At 60.8% G+C, this 14,898-nt stretch carries 15 protein-coding genes; 11 read left to right on the top strand and 4 right to left on the bottom strand.

What is annotated here, in order from left to right:
• Positions 1 to 68: 68 nt before the first annotated feature.
• Complete coding sequence (locus ACM6I7_RS17150) at positions 69 to 539, top strand: prepilin peptidase (RefSeq protein ID WP_115988286.1); 471 nt, start codon at positions 69 to 71, stop codon at positions 537 to 539.
• 118 nt (positions 540 to 657) lie between these two features.
• Positions 658 to 1,443, top strand: a complete 786-nt coding sequence (locus tag ACM6I7_RS17145; protein ID WP_096794830.1) for a response regulator transcription factor — start codon at positions 658 to 660, stop codon at positions 1,441 to 1,443.
• Positions 1,444 to 1,503: 60 nt separating this feature from the next.
• Here the strand turns inward: ACM6I7_RS17145 and ACM6I7_RS17140 are convergent, their stop codons facing one another.
• The 3 genes from ACM6I7_RS17140 to ACM6I7_RS17130 form a co-directional block, all read right to left on the bottom strand.
• On the bottom strand, positions 1,504 to 1,911 hold the full coding sequence (locus ACM6I7_RS17140; protein WP_095138201.1) for a response regulator: 408 nt from the start codon (positions 1,909 to 1,911) through the stop codon (positions 1,504 to 1,506).
• 66 nt (positions 1,912 to 1,977) lie between these two features.
• Positions 1,978 to 2,190, bottom strand: a complete 213-nt coding sequence (locus tag ACM6I7_RS17135) for a Flp family type IVb pilin (protein ID WP_134785354.1) — start codon at positions 2,188 to 2,190, stop codon at positions 1,978 to 1,980.
• A gap of 120 nt (positions 2,191 to 2,310) precedes the next feature.
• Positions 2,311 to 2,526: a Flp family type IVb pilin gene (locus ACM6I7_RS17130; protein ID WP_414888930.1), complete on the bottom strand. Its 216-nt coding sequence runs from the start codon at positions 2,524 to 2,526 to the stop codon at positions 2,311 to 2,313.
• A 336-nt stretch (positions 2,527 to 2,862) separates the two neighbouring features.
• Between ACM6I7_RS17130 and cpaB the strand changes: the two genes are divergently transcribed.
• From cpaB to ACM6I7_RS17085, 9 genes are all read left to right on the top strand, one after another.
• Positions 2,863 to 3,798, top strand: coding sequence for a Flp pilus assembly protein CpaB (gene cpaB, locus ACM6I7_RS17125; RefSeq protein WP_096794832.1), 936 nt, complete (start codon positions 2,863 to 2,865; stop codon positions 3,796 to 3,798).
• 20 nt (positions 3,799 to 3,818) lie between these two features.
• Complete coding sequence (locus ACM6I7_RS17120) at positions 3,819 to 5,042, top strand: type II and III secretion system protein family protein (protein ID WP_097089924.1); 1,224 nt, start codon at positions 3,819 to 3,821, stop codon at positions 5,040 to 5,042.
• A complete protein-coding gene (locus ACM6I7_RS17115) occupies positions 5,039 to 6,229 on the top strand; it encodes a pilus assembly protein (RefSeq protein ID WP_414888929.1) in 1,191 nt (396 codons plus the stop codon). Before ACM6I7_RS17120 ends, ACM6I7_RS17115 begins: the two co-directional genes overlap by 4 nt.
• On the top strand, positions 6,226 to 7,494 hold the full coding sequence (locus tag ACM6I7_RS17110; RefSeq protein ID WP_115988283.1) for a CpaF family protein: 1,269 nt from the start codon (positions 6,226 to 6,228) through the stop codon (positions 7,492 to 7,494). Before ACM6I7_RS17115 ends, ACM6I7_RS17110 begins: the two co-directional genes overlap by 4 nt.
• 18 nt (positions 7,495 to 7,512) lie before the next feature.
• Entirely contained in the window at positions 7,513 to 8,397 is an 885-nt protein-coding gene (locus tag ACM6I7_RS17105; protein WP_097089927.1) for a type II secretion system F family protein, read from the top strand.
• Position 8,398: 1 nt separating this feature from the next.
• The gene (locus tag ACM6I7_RS17100; protein ID WP_096794837.1) at positions 8,399 to 9,283 is read left to right on the top strand and encodes a type II secretion system F family protein; all 885 of its coding nucleotides are present in this window, start codon (positions 8,399 to 8,401) and stop codon (positions 9,281 to 9,283) included.
• A gap of 23 nt (positions 9,284 to 9,306) precedes the next feature.
• Positions 9,307 to 10,029, top strand: a complete 723-nt coding sequence (locus ACM6I7_RS17095) for a tetratricopeptide repeat protein (RefSeq protein ID WP_097089928.1) — start codon at positions 9,307 to 9,309, stop codon at positions 10,027 to 10,029.
• A gap of 17 nt (positions 10,030 to 10,046) precedes the next feature.
• A complete protein-coding gene (locus ACM6I7_RS17090; protein ID WP_097089929.1) occupies positions 10,047 to 10,319 on the top strand; it encodes a DUF3613 domain-containing protein in 273 nt (90 codons plus the stop codon).
• Between the two features lie 226 nt (positions 10,320 to 10,545).
• Entirely contained in the window at positions 10,546 to 12,948 is a 2,403-nt protein-coding gene (locus tag ACM6I7_RS17085; protein WP_414888928.1) for an autotransporter domain-containing protein, read from the top strand.
• Positions 12,949 to 13,117: 169 nt separating this feature from the next.
• On the opposite strand, the gene ACM6I7_RS17080 is transcribed toward ACM6I7_RS17085, so the two are convergent.
• Positions 13,118 to 14,788: a ShlB/FhaC/HecB family hemolysin secretion/activation protein gene (locus ACM6I7_RS17080; protein ID WP_027613621.1), complete on the bottom strand. Its 1,671-nt coding sequence runs from the start codon at positions 14,786 to 14,788 to the stop codon at positions 13,118 to 13,120.
• Between the last annotated feature and the right edge of the window lie 110 nt (positions 14,789 to 14,898).

Below are 14,898 nucleotides of genomic sequence, written 5' to 3'. Positions count from 1 at the left end.
TCTACCCTGACTTTCACTGCGTAGTATCAGCATAGAATCATTCAGCAAAATCGGATGGATTTAACCGGATGCAGAGTTTAGTTCTCCTGATCTGGCTGGCCCTGTGCGCCGCCCAGGATGCCCGGCAACGGCGTATCGCCAATGTGCTGACGTTCGGTGCAGGAGCGCTGGCGCTGATCCATTTGCTGGCGACTGGCACGACCTGGTTCGGAGCCGATGCGCAGCAGGGATGGTGGGCCGCCGCGATCGCCCTGATGTTGACCGTTCCTGGGTATTTCATGGGCCGGATGGGCGCAGGCGATGTGAAATTAATGACAGCCATGGGCCTTGCGACGAACGGTTTATTCATTCTTTGTGCGTTTATCGGCGCGGGTATCGCGAGTTTGCTCTGGCTGCTGATCGCGCCAAGAGTCTGGCTTCATATGAGTCAATGGCTTAGAGAACGTCTTCGATATTTAGAGCCAGGAGCGTCAAAGAAGCTGCCATTTGCGCCGTTCGTGCTGCTGGGTGTATTGGCTTCAATACATTGGATCCATTAGTCGCCAGATGCCACTAGTCCTATGTACATAGTCGGAAAGTGCGTCTACTTTCAAATGAAGTGGTTACATCGCCAAAGTGCAGAAAAAGTCAGCTTTGGCCCGAGCAATGGAGTGGTTCGTGAACAAGCTTACGTCGGCGGTAAAAGTGCTCGTGGTCGATGATCAACCGTTGATCGTCGAAGAATTGTGCGAGTTTCTCGAAAGCAGCGGGTACCGCTGTGTGCCGTGTGAATCCAGCACTCAGGCGATCGAGCGTTTCAGTGAAGACGCCGAAATCGGTCTGGTGCTGAGCGACCTGCATATGCCGGACATGGATGGCATCCAACTGGTGCAGGAGCTGCAACGCATCAGCGGCAAACACCGGGTGTTCGAAGCGATCATGCTCACGGGGCGCGCCGACAAACAGGACGTGATCAAGGCCCTGCGTGCCGGGATTGCCGACTACTACCAGAAGCCGATCCAGCTGGATGAACTGCTCGAAGGCGTGAAACGTCAGGAAGCGGCCCTGCAAGAGCGGCACAAGAATGTCCAGTTGGGCCACTTGAACCAGAAGCTGCAGTTTCTCTCGGAATCCATCGACGATCTCTACCAGGATCTGGACAAGGTCCGGCGCAATCCGGCGGCGGTGGTCAAAGACATGCTCGGCGGCGACGGCGCCGAAGCCGAGCAGGAGATCCCGGCGATCTTCAATCAGCTCTCGCCACGGCAACTGGATGTGGCGCGGCTGGTGGGCAAAGGGCAGACCAACTATCAGATCGCCTGCGAGTTGGGCATCACCGAAAACACCGTGAAACTGTATGTCTCGCAGGTCTTGCGCCTGACCCATATGCACAACCGCACCCAGTTGGCATTGGCGCTATCACCGAGTGCTTCGGCCGCCCGTCAGCGTGTGACAGCACACTGATCTTGATTGCCTGTTCCTCGCGGGCAGGCAGTCAATTCTTCCAAAAACACCCTGAGTGAATTACCCGGCCTGCGTCTTCGGTTTGGGGAACAGATTGTCCAGGGTTTCCAGCAGGCGCACGTGGTAGATCGGCTTGCGAAACAGGTCCAGCACCTGCAGGCGCAGCATGTCGCTGACGTCTTCCATGTCGGCATGTCCGGAGGTCACGATCACCGGCAGATGCTGGCGTGAGGTGTGCTCGCGCAGACGCTTGATCAGCGACATGCCGGACTCTTCCGGCATACGCAGATCGGTAATCACCAGGGCGATATCCGGAAAGCGGGTGAGGTGATGCAGGGCGAGTTTCACCGAGGTGGCGGTGTGACAGACAAAGCCCTCGCCCTCCAGTAACTCGGCCAGCTCAAGCAACGCGTCCTCTTCGTCGTCAACCAGAAGCAACTGTTGGCGGGGGAGCGAGGAGGCAGTCATGGGCAGTCCCTGAAAAGCTGGAAGTGAGATCGAGTGTAGCGCGACATTCGCCGGACGCGACTCACATCAGGGGGTTTGTACCGGAGCGGTTTGCGAGGCTCCACCGAGCGCCACCAGAACATTGTTGAAAATCGCAAAGATTTTCGCGCCCAGGGGTGTGATGAACACCACCACCACGACCGCCACCATAGCCACGACAATCGCGTACTCGATGGCTGAAGCGGCTTCCGTACTGGCCAGAAAGGACCTCAGGCGCATGATCAGGTATTCAAGGATCATTGACATTCTCCTTAGTTACAACGGGAGATCGGACCTGTGAAATCCGATGACTTGCCAGTGCCTGAGCGCTGCTATGGGTGAGCATGGGACCGGGCACTGGAAGAGGGGCAAGGTTTTTGATCAAGGTGTCGGTCTGACCTGCGTAGCGCCACCGAGTTTGGTCAACACCAGGTTGAAAATGGCCAGCACCTTGTCGCCGATGGGCGTCACAAACACCACAACCACGACCGCCACCATTGCCACCACAATCGCGTATTCGATGGCAGATGCGCCTTCTTCACTTCTGCACAGCAGCCTGGCCCTGGCCAGTAGATAGTCGATGATCATCCGAAACATACGTCCACTCCTTTGCGCCTCTGGCGCCGATCCAACGCTACAGCGGCATGCTTTCACCGTGCTATCAGAGCATTGTCAACAAACCCCTGCTCAACAACTGTAAGAACGGATTAATCACAAAGGATTAACCAGAACGTTAGTCGAGCCAAACCCTACAGTTAATTGGCCAGGACTCATACTTTAGTGAGTTATTTTCCTGTCAGAAATGGCGTTTTGGCTCGGATCAGCTAGCTTGGAAATAGCGAAATCGTTGCATGTTCATAGCTGCCTGATCGCGAAAAATTCTCTCGGCAGGAAGTACAGGCTGTCGGTGCAGTGAGGAAAGGGAGAGCCGTCATGAACAGTCGCGTCACCATGGGTCTTGCAGCCGTTCTGCTGCTGGGGGCAATCGTCGTCGGCTACTGGGGCCTGATGCTCAGTCGGCAACCGGCTCCCGTTGCCCAAGTGCCTGCCGCCCCGGCAGTCGCCATGGAAAAAACCCTGGCCGCCGCCGAAGATCAGACCCGCCAGCCAGTGGTCGTGCTGTTGCACGATGTGCCGCCGTTCACGCCGCTCACGGCTGCCGATGTGGCGGTGGAGAAATTGCGCAGTGCGCCAGCCGGCAGCCTTTCCAGTGTCGAGCAAGCGGTGGGTCGCACGCCGTGGCGGCACTTGAGCGCAGGCACCTGGCTCAACGACGAAAGCTTTCAGGCCGGTGGCTCACTGGCGCGGATGATTCACAGTGATGAGCGCGCGCTCACCGTGGCCGTGGATGAAGTGATCGGCGCCGCCGGGCAACTGATTCCCGGCGACTACGTCGATGTGCTGCTCTACCTGCGTCAGGACGCGAGCAATCTGCAGCAGTCGGCGCAGATCGTGGTGCCGGCCATGCGCGTACTCGGTGTCGGTGAGCAATACGGCCTGACCAACGACGGCCAACCCGCCACCCCGGCCTTGAGCGCCGACGAAAAACTCAAACAGGATCAACGCCGGATCGCTGCACGCACCGTGGTGCTGGCGGTGCCCGAACAATTGCTCAGCCGGATGATGCTCGCCACTCAGGTCGGCACGTTGCGCCTGGCCGTGCGCAGCAGCGAAGAACAGCGTCTGGCCAAGTACTGGGCCGGTGAAACCCAGTCACCGGCGCATGTGGATAACGCCAACAGCCAGCTCTTCCAGTTCACCCAACTGGCCCTCGGTGCCGCGCCAAAAGCGCCGGCCGCTGGCGGCCATGGCGGTGCGCGGCCGATGGAAGTGATCCGCGGCAATCAGCTTTCCCAACAAGCCCCATGACTGAGCAAGGATCCACGTGCATGCAGAGTCGATTCAGGCCGCTATTAACACCTGTCGTCCGGGCCTTGATACTGATGGGACTGTCGATCAACGCCGCCGTCGCGGCCACCGGCAATTGCTCGGCACTCGGCCGTATGCCGCCGGTGATCGAGATCGGCGAAGGCTTCCAGCAGGACATCCAGTCGCCCGTGGCAATCACCCGCGTGGCTATCGGCGACCCGAAGATCGCTGATGTGCACGACACCGGCAGCGCCTCGTTTCTACTCACCGGCGTGGCCCCCGGCGCCACCAGCCTGATGGTCTGGACGTCGTGCTCCAGTGAGCCGCGCCAGAGCATGGTGTTCGTCAAGGGCAGTGCCACTGCCGCACTGACCAGCGCCAGCAGAATGCCTTCCGATGATCCGATGCTGCCCTCGCAAGTGCAGACCGACATTCGTTTCGTCGAAGTCAGCCGCACCAAACTCAAGGAAGCCACCGCTTCGCTGATCGGCACCCGGGGCAATTTCCTGTTTGGTTCGCCCGGTACGTTGCCGCCAATCGATGGCGTGCCGACGCCGAGACTGCCGGTGGATAACGGCCTGTTCAATTTTTCGTGGATCGGCGGCAAGACCATGGCGATCATCAACGCGCTGGAAACCAGCGGTTTCGCCTACACCCTCGCGCGCCCCAGCCTGGTGGCGTTGAGCGGGCAGAGCGCAAGCTTTCTGGCCGGTGGTGAAATCCCGATTCCGGTGCCCAGCGCCGGTAGCGACAACGTGTCGATCGAGTACAAGGAGTTCGGTATCCGCCTGACCCTGACCCCGACCGTGATCAGCCACGACCGCATCGCGCTGAAGGTCGCACCGGAAGTCAGCGAACTGGATTTGAGCAACGCCGTGCAGATCGCCGGCACCACCGTGCCGGCCCTGACCATCCGCCGTACCGACACCAGCGTCTCGCTGGCCGATGGCGAAAGCTTCGTGATCAGCGGCCTGATCAGCACCACCAACAGTTCGCAGGTGAACAAGTTTCCGGGGCTGGGCGATATCCCGGTGCTCGGCGCCTTTTTCAAAGGCTCGCAGATCAGACGCGAAGAGCGCGAACTGCTGATGATTGTCACCCCGCACCTGGTGCAGCCACTGGCGGCGGACGCGCAACTGCCATCGCTGCCGGGGGAAAAACTGCGCAACTACGATCCGAATTTCTACCGCATGTTCTTCCTCGAAAACGGCAACTTCGACAAACGCAGTGGGCTGTCCCAATGAACCAGAACCTGAGCCAGACCTTTCTGGCGATCACCCGTAACAGCACCGATCTGGAGTGGCTGCAAGGCGCACTCGCGCCGCTGGGCCAAGTGGTGAGCGCCGGGGCCGGGAGCCTGGACGAGTTGCTGGCGCTGGTCGATGTCACCTTCGCCAGCCTGGTGTTCGTCGGCCTCGATCGCGACCATGTGGTGGCGCAGAGTGCGTTGATCGAAGGCGCGCTGGAAGCCAAACCGATGCTTGCCATCGTTGCGCTCGGCGACGGCATGGACAACCAACTGGTGCTCAACGCCATGCGTGCCGGCGCCCGGGATTTCGTCGCCTACGGTTCGCGGGCCAGTGAGGTCGCGGGGCTGGTGCGGCGCCTGAACAAACGTCTGCCCCCCGTGGCGGCCAATACCCAGCTTGGCGGCCTTACGGTGTTGTACGGCACGCAGAGCTATTCGGATGGCGCGCTGCTGGCCAACCATATGGCGCAGGTGGTGCAAAAGAGCGGACAGCAGACCTTGCTGCTGGATCTGGGCCTGCCGCGCGGTGACAGCCTGGCGTTGCTCGGGCTCGAGAGTTCGTTCCACTTCGGCGATGCCTTGCGTCACTTGCGCAGGCTCGATGCGACGCTGATCGACAGTGCCTTCACCAGCGCTGAAGCGGGGCTGCGGATTCTGGCGTATGCCAGCAGCGACGAGCCGCTGGAAAACACCAGTGCCGCCGAGCTGTACATGTTGCTCAGCGCTTTGCGCCAACACTTTCAGCACATCGTCGTGAACCTTACCGGGCAATCTGACAGTGAAGCCTTGCGCACGTTTGTCAGCCACTGCGACAAGCTGATCTGGTATACCGATCAGAACGTGCTCAACTGCCGCCGCAACCTCGCCGTACTCAACTTGTGGCGCGAGAAGGGCATGAAGCTCGACCACGCACGTTTGCTGGTGGACGGCTATCTGGGCAACGTGGCCCCGGATGCTGAAACCCTGGGCAAAACCTTCAACCTCGAAGTGATCGCGGTATTGGCGGCCAATGCCGAAGTGCGCCTGAACGCCAAGAATCAGGGCGTCAGCCTGTTCGAACTGGCCCCGCGGGAAAAAATCACGCAAAGCCTGCGTGCTCTCGGTGAGCGTCTGGCCAGGCGCTCCGAAGGCCTGGCCAAACCCAAAGTCACCTGGTTCGATCGCTTGCGAGGCACCTCATGAGCGCGGAAAAACTGTTCGGCGCGGTGCAGCGCGGCGCGACCGGCAATACCGATCACGAAGGCCTGAAACTGGTCCTGCACCGCTACATCATCGACGCCATCGAAGAGTCGGGGAAAAACCTGCTGGAGGGCTCGCGCCAATTGCTGGCGCAGTTTGTCACCGATAAGGTCGCCGAATACATCGCCCGCCTGCACCTGGCGATTTCCCGTTACGAGATGGAGCGGCTGGCCGAGGAAATCGTCGATGAACTCACCGGTTTCGGTCCGCTGGAAGTGCTGCTGCGCGATCAGTCAGTGACCGAAATTCTGGTCAACGGCCCGCACCGGGTATTCATCGAACGCGATGGCGTGCTGCATCAAAGTGACCTGCGTTTTATCGACGCGCACCACGTCGAGCGGGTCATGCAACGGATTCTCGCGCCACTCGGGCGGCGTCTCGACGAGTCTTCGCCGATGGTCGATGCACGTCTGCCGGACGGCAGCCGGGTCAACGCGATCATCCCGCCGATCGCGCTCGACGGCCCCTGCCTGTCGATTCGAAAGTTTCGCAAGGACATGCTCAAAAGCAGTGATCTGATGGCGATGCAGACCATCGATCTGGCGATTTTCGAGTTCCTTCAGGAGGCGGTCGGCAAGCGTTGTAACGTGCTGATCAGCGGCGGTACCGGCACCGGCAAAACCACGCTGCTGAACATCCTCAGCCAATTGATCAACCCCCACGAACGTCTGGTGACCATCGAAGACGTCGCCGAATTGCAGCTCAGCCACCCGCATGTTGTGCGCCTGGAAACCCGTCCGCCGAATGCCGAGGGCCACGGCGAAGTCAAGGCCAGCGACCTGATCCGCAACGCCCTGCGCATGCGCCCCGACCGGATCATCCTTGGCGAGATTCGTGGAGTCGAGGTGGTCGATGTGCTGACCGCGATGAACACCGGTCACGACGGCTCGATGAGCACCGTACACGCCAACAATGCCCAGGATGCGTTGCTGCGGTTGGAGACGCTGGTGGGGCTGACCGGTCGCTCGATCGCCGAGCGCACCTTGCGCCAGATGATCTGCGCCGCCCTCGATGTGATCATCCAGCTGACTCGCATGCCCGACGGCCGCCGCTGTGTCAGCGAGGTGGTGGAAGTGGTCGGCATCCGTGAAGACGTCTACGTCACCAACACCTTGTTTCGCCTTGATCGGCGCACTGGTTTCGGCTTCCTGCGCGAAGCGGTCAATCCGGCGGGCGACAAGTTGCGCTACGAGACCCACCTGGGCTGACCGCATGGGACTTGCATCATGATCGGACCGGCCATTCTTATCCTCCTGTGTCTGATCCTGCTCGGGCTGTCGATCTGGCTGTTCGTGCACGGTATCCACAAGACCAGCAACGAACGGGTTCTCAATCGTCTCGCGGCGGGGCAGCCGCAACTGGCCGCACAGAAACCGACCTGGGTCGGGCTTGAACGGATGTTTCTGCGCGCCGGGCTTGGCCGTCCCAGCGAGCGTTTCGGGCTGTGGATGACCCTGTGGGGCGTGGCGATTGTCCTGGGTTATCTATTGGCGGACTGGATCGGTTTGCTGGCGATGCTGCTGGCGCCGCCGCTGATCCTGCGCCTGTACATTTCCTGGCTGTACCACCGGCGGATCAAACGCATGATCGAGCAGTTGCCACAGCTGCTCGACTACACGGTACGCAGTCTCAAGTCCGGCCGCACCTTGAGCGACGCCGTCATGGGCGGCATCGAATCGAGCGAGGATCCGCTGAAAAAAGCCATGGGCCGGGTGCAGCGCAACGTGCAACTGGGGGTCAATCTGCCGGATGCGGTCAGCGATTTCGCCGAACTCTACGAACAGGACGAACTGCGCATGTTTGCCCTCGGCCTCAAGGTCAATCATCGCTACGGCGGCAATGCCAGCGAGCTGTTGGAGAACCTGATCAAGCTGATCCGCGAACGTGACCAGGGCGCCCGGCAACTGCGCGCACTGACTGGCGAAACACGCATGACCGCGTGGGTGCTGGGTTCGCTGCCGGTGATTCTGGTGAGCTACTTCATGCTGACCAACCCCGGCTACATGCTCGGCATGTGGCACGACTCCGGTGGTCGGACCATGTTGATCATCGCCGTGGTGTTGCAAGTGACCGGTTGCCTGGCGCTGTGGCGCATGTTGCGGAGTATTTGAAATGGTCTATCTCGCCGCTCTGATGCTGCTGCTCGGCGCGCTGTTGCTGGTGGTCAATCACCTGCTGACCGAGCGCCGCCGGGTGCGCCAGGTCAACCAGCGTTTGCAGGGGCATCTGGTGCGCGAGAACCGTTTCGGTAACTGGCTGCGGGCTCTGGGTAACAGCAGGTTCGGTCAGCGCTCGGTGAGCATCGACAGCGAAACCCAGACCCTGCTCAGTCGCCTCGGCTGGCGCCGCGCCAGTGAGCGCTCGCTGTTCGCCGCCTGCCAGATCGGCACGCCGCTGCTGACGCTTGGGTTGGCGATCTTTCTCCAGGAAGTTTTTTTTCCGCACGCCGCCAACCGCTGGATCGTGCCGATGCTCGCCACCGGCGCCGGTTACCTGTTACCCAAGCGGCTGCTGGCTTACGCCGCCGGGCGTCGGCAGAAAACCATCGCCGTGGAGATCTCCACGTTCATTCCGCTGCTGCGCATCCTATTCGAGTCGGGCATGGCGGTTGAACAAGCCTTGCGCGTGCTCAGCACCGAAGGGCAGAAACTGCTGCCGGAACTGACCCGCGAACTGCGCCTGATTCTGGCCCGGGTCGACTCGGGACTGGAGCTGGGACAGGAGTTGAACAAGACCTCGGTGATGCTGGCGGTCGATGAGTTCACCGACACCTGCGTGATCCTGCAGCAACTGATTCAGCAGGGTGGCGGGGCAATGAAATCGCTGCTGGCGCTCAAACAATTACTCGACGACCGCCGCCTCACCCGACTGCAGGAATACATCTCGAAGATGTCGGCGAAGATGTCGGTGGTGATGATGCTGTTTCTGTTTCCTGCCTTGCTGATCGTACTGGCCGGCCCGGGGTTCACCGCGATTACCCGGGCGTTTGCAAACTGACGTTGGCTCATGGAGAGCGTTTGATGAAAGCACTGATTGTCTTGGCAAGTGTGTTGTTGCTCGGTGGTTGCGCCACCGACGGTCCGGCGCCGTGGTCGGCGATGCTCGCACCGACCAGTTGCAGCAAACTCGATTCCGAACAGGAACTGGCACTGAACCTGGCGGACGATCTGGCCAACGACGGCAAACTGCACGCCAGCCTGGCCAACCTGCAAAGCCTGCCCGACAAACTGGTCGAGGTCCGCCTACGCAAGGCCAGGGTGTATCGCTTGCTCGGGCGCAATGAAGCCGAGCCGCTGTATCGCGGGCTACTCGGTACTTGCCTCACGGCGGACGCCGAACACGGCCTGGGGCAGATCTATGCCGCCCGTGGCGACAACGGCCAGGCTCAGGCGCACTTGCAACGCGCGGTGCGTCTGGCGCCGACCAATGAAAAAATCCGCAACGACCTCGGCGTGGTCTACCTCAACCAGTTGCGTCTTGAAGATGCGCGTTTCGAGTTCCTGACGGCCATCGAACTCAAGCAGAACGATCAACTGGCCACGCTGAATCTGGTGAGCTTGCTGCTGTACCAGAACAACTGGCAGCAAGCAGCCGAAATCGTCAGCCGCGCGCACCTGACGCCGGAGCAGTTCGCCGACGCCCAGGCCCGCGCGGAAAAACTCAAGGTGCCGGCCAAGGCCCCGACCGCGGTTGGTAATCAAGTAGCGGTGGTGGCTGACCCACAACCGTCGAAGCTCAAGTGACACTCCGGGAGATGACCATGAACACCTTGCACAGTGTTTATTGCCTGGCCCTGCTCAGCCTGCCGTTCGCCGCCCAGGCGATCGACGCCGGCCCGGCCTCGGCGCAGCAACAGGAAACCGAAGGGTGGCTGGTGCTGCAAAGTCGCAACCAGGCCGCCTCGCTCAAGCCGCAAACCGCCACGGCGGCGGAGCGGGAGCTGGCGCTGCAACGCTGGTTGAAGAAATACAAATACGAGATTCCGGATTTTTACGACCCGGATGCGGGCGGCAAGATCGAGACCAAGAACTAGGTTGATCGCCACGCTCAAGCGCGCAGGAGATGCGGCCTGAGCGGATACTGGATGGATTGTCTTGAAAATTGACGCCATCAATTTGACTTTTGTGTGGTATCAAAATGATGGCTCGTGTACATTCCCCGCGCCCGAACCAGGACGACTTGGTGGGACGGTAGGGATGCCTGAATCATGTAATGAACCCTGCTGAAACTGTTTCTCATGTTTTGGAAGGGAATCTCGCGTGACTATCGTATGCCTGCGCCGCTCTGTCCTGGCGCTCTCCATCTCCGCCGCCGCCGCTTTGCACACCTCTATGGCTGTCGCCGCCGGCGCGAGCCTGAACCATGACCTGAGTGGCGGCCCGCTGACCAGTAACCTGCAGAACTGGGGGCTGATCACTCTGAGCGGTAACGGCAATATCGCTCCTGTTTCCCAGGTGAGTACGACCTACGGCGCACAGCTCTCGGGAGTCACGGCGGATCAACTGCGCAACACCGGCAATATCCGGATTGACGGCGCCAGGTTCGGCACCGGGATCAGTCTGGGGACCGCTGGAGTGGTGCCGACCAAAATCGCCGGCGCGCTGCTCAACGAAGGCTCTATTTCAGTTCACGGTCTGGCCGACGCTGGCACCTCCAGCGGTATTTCCGATCTCGGCAGCACGCTGGGCGATTCGTTGGTCAACAGTGGCAGCATCGACGTCAGCGGCCAGACCGCCAGTGGCCTGTTGCTGGTGCATACCAACATGACCGGGCTCAGCAACCGAGGCACCATCACCGCTAGCGGCACCGACGCATTGGGCGTATTGCTCGATGGCGCGACGCTGAGCCAGTCGGTCAACAACACCGGGACTATCCGTGCGACCGGTGCCAATGCCGAGGCGGTAGTGTTCGAGGGGGTCAAGTTCAGCGCTCCGGCGAGCGCCAATTCCACCGCGCTGTGGAACGGCGGAACCATCTCCGGCGAGGACATCGGTGTGCATGTCAGTGGCCAGGCCAGTGGCGCCCTGCCTTTCAGCATCTATCAAATGAACGGGTTGATCGAGGGCGGCAAGGCGGCGATCCAGGTCGATGACGGCACGAGCTACTTTTATTTCTATGGCGGCGCGGTGAAGGGTGACTTGCTCGGCCTGTCTGGAGTACTGGTCGACGGTGATGCGACTTTCGACGGTTCGACCATCCGCTCCGGCTACGTCACTATCGAAGAGGGCACGCTGACCCTGATGAAGCCGCACACCACCTTCATCGGCGACTTCGATATGGAAGAGTCGAACTCGGTGCTGGAGATGTACCTGGGCAATGACACCAACCCGGCGCTGCCTGTGCTGAAAGTCACCGGCACCACCGATATCGCTCCGGGCGCGCAACTGCGTCTGCTGGCGCGCTCCAGTGATTTTCGCGTGAGCCCCGGTGGAACGCGTTACACCCTGATCAGCTCGGGGAATCTGGTCGGTGGCAACAACCTGACCGTGACCTCGACCTCCGCGCTGCTGGATGTGAAGAGTTTCGGTGTGGTCGGTAACGACATCACCAGCGTGGTGACGACCAAGTCGAGCGAGGTGCTGGCCGAGAACACCCTGGCAGTCGGCGGTAGTGATAACGCGGCGACGGCGGTCGGGCATGTGCCAGGACTGCTGGCACGCCTCGATGAACAGGATCCGGTGTTCCAGGCATTCGCCAACGCTGGCACCGATGCCGAACTGGCGCGCCTGAGTGAAACCCTCAGCCCGGATGTCAGCCGTGGTGTACTGCACGCGGCGACCAACAGTCAGACGCTGGTCTCGGGCGTGATCAATGATCGCTCCAGTCGCGCACGCTCAGCCACCGGCGCCCCGGAAAAAGGCGTATGGCTGCAAGCCTTGAGCAGCGATGCCAATCAGGACGAGCGCCGTGGTGTGGCCGGTTATGACGCCGACAGCCACGGGATCGCGGTCGGTGCCGATGGTCAGTTGAATGCCGATACCACATTGGGTCTGGCCTACAGCTACCTCGATACCGATGTGAAATCCGACCTCGGCAACAAGACCAAGGTCACTGGGCATGCGCTGACGCTGTACAGCAACTGGGTGCATGACAACTGGTTCGTCGACTCGTCGCTGATGTACGGCTGGAACGATAACGAATCCAAACGCTATATCGCTGGCACTCAGGCCAAGGCTGATTACGACAGTGATGTATTCGGCGTGAGCGCACTGGCCGGGTACAGCCTGCGGCTGATGCCTGATGTGGTGCTGGAACCACAGGTTGGCGCGCGCTATGCCAATGTCGGCATGGACGCGTATCGCGAGAAGGGCAGCTCGGCGTCGCTGAATGTCGGCAGTCAGCGTTATGAAGTCGGTGAGATGGGCGTCGGTGCACGTCTGGCGGCGGCATTCGATGTTGGCAGCGGCAGCCTGGAACCGGAAGCGAAGCTGATGGCCTGGCATGACTTCATCGGTGACAAGGTCAGCACCACATCGGCCTTCGTGCTGGGGGGCGAGTCGTCCGTCAGCCGCGGTACCACTCCGGTGCGTGACAGCTATGAACTGGGCCTGGGCGCCAACTACCGGATGGGCGCGTGGAGCGTCGGCGGCTCTTACAACTATCTGACCTCCAGCGGTTTCGACGCCGACAGCTTTACTGCGAAGGTGCGTTACGCGTTCTGATCCACATCGCGTAAAACCTGTGGGAGCGAGCCTGCTCGCGAAGGTGTAGTGTCAGTCGGCAAAAATGCTGACTGATCCACCGCTTTCGCGAGCAAGCCCGCTCCCACAGGGATGTGCGCTGCAATGTGAGAGCAAGCGGTCTGCCTGCTCAGTTGATTGATCTGACACCCTACAGTTGATAGCTGAAACTGATGCTGTAACGCGCCCGACGATTGAACGTGTCCAGCGCTTCATCGGACATCGGTTTGGCGGCCTCCAACGCAATGTTGTAGTACTTGGCATCGCCAAAACGCAGGCCTACTGCTGCCGATGACAGGTCATTGCTCTGCACCGCCAGCTTGTTGAACCAGGTTTTCGAACGGTCCAGCACCACGTATGGCTGCAGGATGCGCACCCAGTTGCCGTCGCGATTGAAACTGTAGTTGATCTCGTAAGCCGCACCCCAGCCCTTGTCGCCCGATGCCTGATCGTCCGGGTAGCCACGGCCGAAATTCTGCCCGCCGAACACCGCGCGTTCGCTGTCAGGCAGGGTGTCATCACTCCAGTACAGCGCGGCCGACAGCACGCCTTGCCAGTTGTCGAAGAACTTGTCGCTTTGCACCCCGGAGAGGCGCAGGCGCAGGAAGTTCAGGTCCAGCGCCGGGTTGTTGGAATGCGCGCCCATGCTGTCCAGACCCTGATACACGCCACCACTGAGAATCCGCAGTTGCCGGGCATCGCTCTTGCGCCAGTCGCCTTCGAATGCGAGGGCACGCACGTTGGTGCGCTCTTCGATGCTGAGCGGATAGCCGACCACGTCGTAGCGGTTTTTGTCATCCACTGCATAGAGCCGCGCTCCCGCGTTAAGCAGTTCGTTGGAGGCGGCAATGAACGGGTGGCTGACACCGATGGAGTAACGATTGTCTTCCTTGTGCGGTTTGAGTTCGAAGCCATCGCTGGTGAGCACATTGGTGCCCGGATCGGCCCGGTAGCGCGAGGCAAACAGGCTCAGTTGCGTACCTTCGCTATTGAGGAACTGGTTGTAGTCTAGGCGGTAGTAATGTTCGTGATCGTCGCCCGGCGGAAACAGCCCGCTGAGGGTCAATTGCTCGCCCATGGCGGTCTGCGAGTTACTGCTGACCCCCAGCAATGCCTGCGTGCCGTTGCGGTTATCTTCGGTGGTGCTCATGGTGCTGGTGAACGGTTTGCGGCTGGCCTGGGCCACCAGTGTTGTTGCGCCGTCGGTGGTGCCGGGCGGCGGCACTTGCGCCTGGATGGTCACGCCGGGGATGCGGGTCATCAGGGTGGTGTAGCGTTCGAAGGTCTTGCGGGTCAGCGGGCGTTCGGCCTGGATTTTGGCTGCCAGTTCGTCGAGCAGACCTTTGACCCGGCCGACATCGCCCTGCACCTGCACATCGCGCACATAACCTTCGACCAGCACCACCCGCGCTACGCCGTCGTCGAAACGCTGTTGCGGCAGGAAGGCGTAGGACAGCAGATAGCCGTCCTTCTGGTAGCGCCGGGTGATGTCGCGTGTGGCTTCGATCAGGTCGGCGAGGCTGGTCTGATGGCCGATCAGGGGTTTGTAGACTTCGGCCAGTTCGTTGAGCGGGTAGATCGTGCCGCCTTCGATCTGCACGGTTTTCAGATTGACTTTGGTCTCCATCAACAACGGCTGCGCCGTGGCCGCGCCGGGGTCGGGTACTTGCAGGGGCGTGGCGGCGGGGCGATAGGCATCTGCCGGCAGATTCGGCACGGGCAGGTTGCGGGTGGTTTCGTTGCTGTTGAGAAAGCTGGGCAGGGTGTCGGCGAGGGCGGCGGAACTGAGACTGAGGAACAGCAGGGATGCCATTACGCGCATAGGACACTCCATGGTCAGATCACAGCGCTGGGCTGAATTTTTCCTAAGAAAAAAGCGGAAGACTCGTGGGAATCTTCCGCCCTCAACCAAGCGTAGGCGCTGTAGGTGCG

The organism is Pseudomonas sp. IT-93MI4 (assembly GCF_949767635.1).
Classification (GTDB): Bacteria; Pseudomonadota; Gammaproteobacteria; order Pseudomonadales; family Pseudomonadaceae; genus Aquipseudomonas; species Aquipseudomonas putida_A.
The sequence above is the reverse complement of the archived record's forward strand: the minus strand, read 5'-3'. Positions and strand labels throughout refer to the sequence as shown.

Excerpts from the sequence above, each read along its gene's own strand:
- ACM6I7_RS17150 (WP_115988286.1), top strand. The coding sequence starts at position 69 with ATGCAGAGTTTAGTTCTCCTGATCTGGCTGGCCCTGTGCGCCGCCCAG.
- ACM6I7_RS17140 (WP_095138201.1), bottom strand. The coding sequence starts at position 1,911 with ATGACTGCCTCCTCGCTCCCCCGCCAACAGTTGCTTCTGGTTGACGAC.
- ACM6I7_RS17135 (WP_134785354.1), bottom strand. The coding sequence starts at position 2,190 with ATGATCCTTGAATACCTGATCATGCGCCTGAGGTCCTTTCTGGCCAGT.
- ACM6I7_RS17130 (WP_414888930.1), bottom strand. The coding sequence starts at position 2,526 with ATGTTTCGGATGATCATCGACTATCTACTGGCCAGGGCCAGGCTGCTG.
- cpaB (WP_096794832.1), top strand. The coding sequence starts at position 2,863 with ATGAACAGTCGCGTCACCATGGGTCTTGCAGCCGTTCTGCTGCTGGGG.
- ACM6I7_RS17120 (WP_097089924.1), top strand. The coding sequence starts at position 3,819 with ATGCAGAGTCGATTCAGGCCGCTATTAACACCTGTCGTCCGGGCCTTG.
- ACM6I7_RS17115 (WP_414888929.1), top strand. The coding sequence starts at position 5,039 with ATGAACCAGAACCTGAGCCAGACCTTTCTGGCGATCACCCGTAACAGC.
- ACM6I7_RS17110 (WP_115988283.1), top strand. The coding sequence starts at position 6,226 with ATGAGCGCGGAAAAACTGTTCGGCGCGGTGCAGCGCGGCGCGACCGGC.
- ACM6I7_RS17105 (WP_097089927.1), top strand. The coding sequence starts at position 7,513 with ATGATCGGACCGGCCATTCTTATCCTCCTGTGTCTGATCCTGCTCGGG.
- ACM6I7_RS17100 (WP_096794837.1), top strand. The coding sequence starts at position 8,399 with ATGGTCTATCTCGCCGCTCTGATGCTGCTGCTCGGCGCGCTGTTGCTG.
- ACM6I7_RS17095 (WP_097089928.1), top strand. The coding sequence starts at position 9,307 with ATGAAAGCACTGATTGTCTTGGCAAGTGTGTTGTTGCTCGGTGGTTGC.
- ACM6I7_RS17090 (WP_097089929.1), top strand. The coding sequence starts at position 10,047 with ATGAACACCTTGCACAGTGTTTATTGCCTGGCCCTGCTCAGCCTGCCG.
- ACM6I7_RS17080 (WP_027613621.1), bottom strand. The coding sequence starts at position 14,788 with ATGCGCGTAATGGCATCCCTGCTGTTCCTCAGTCTCAGTTCCGCCGCC.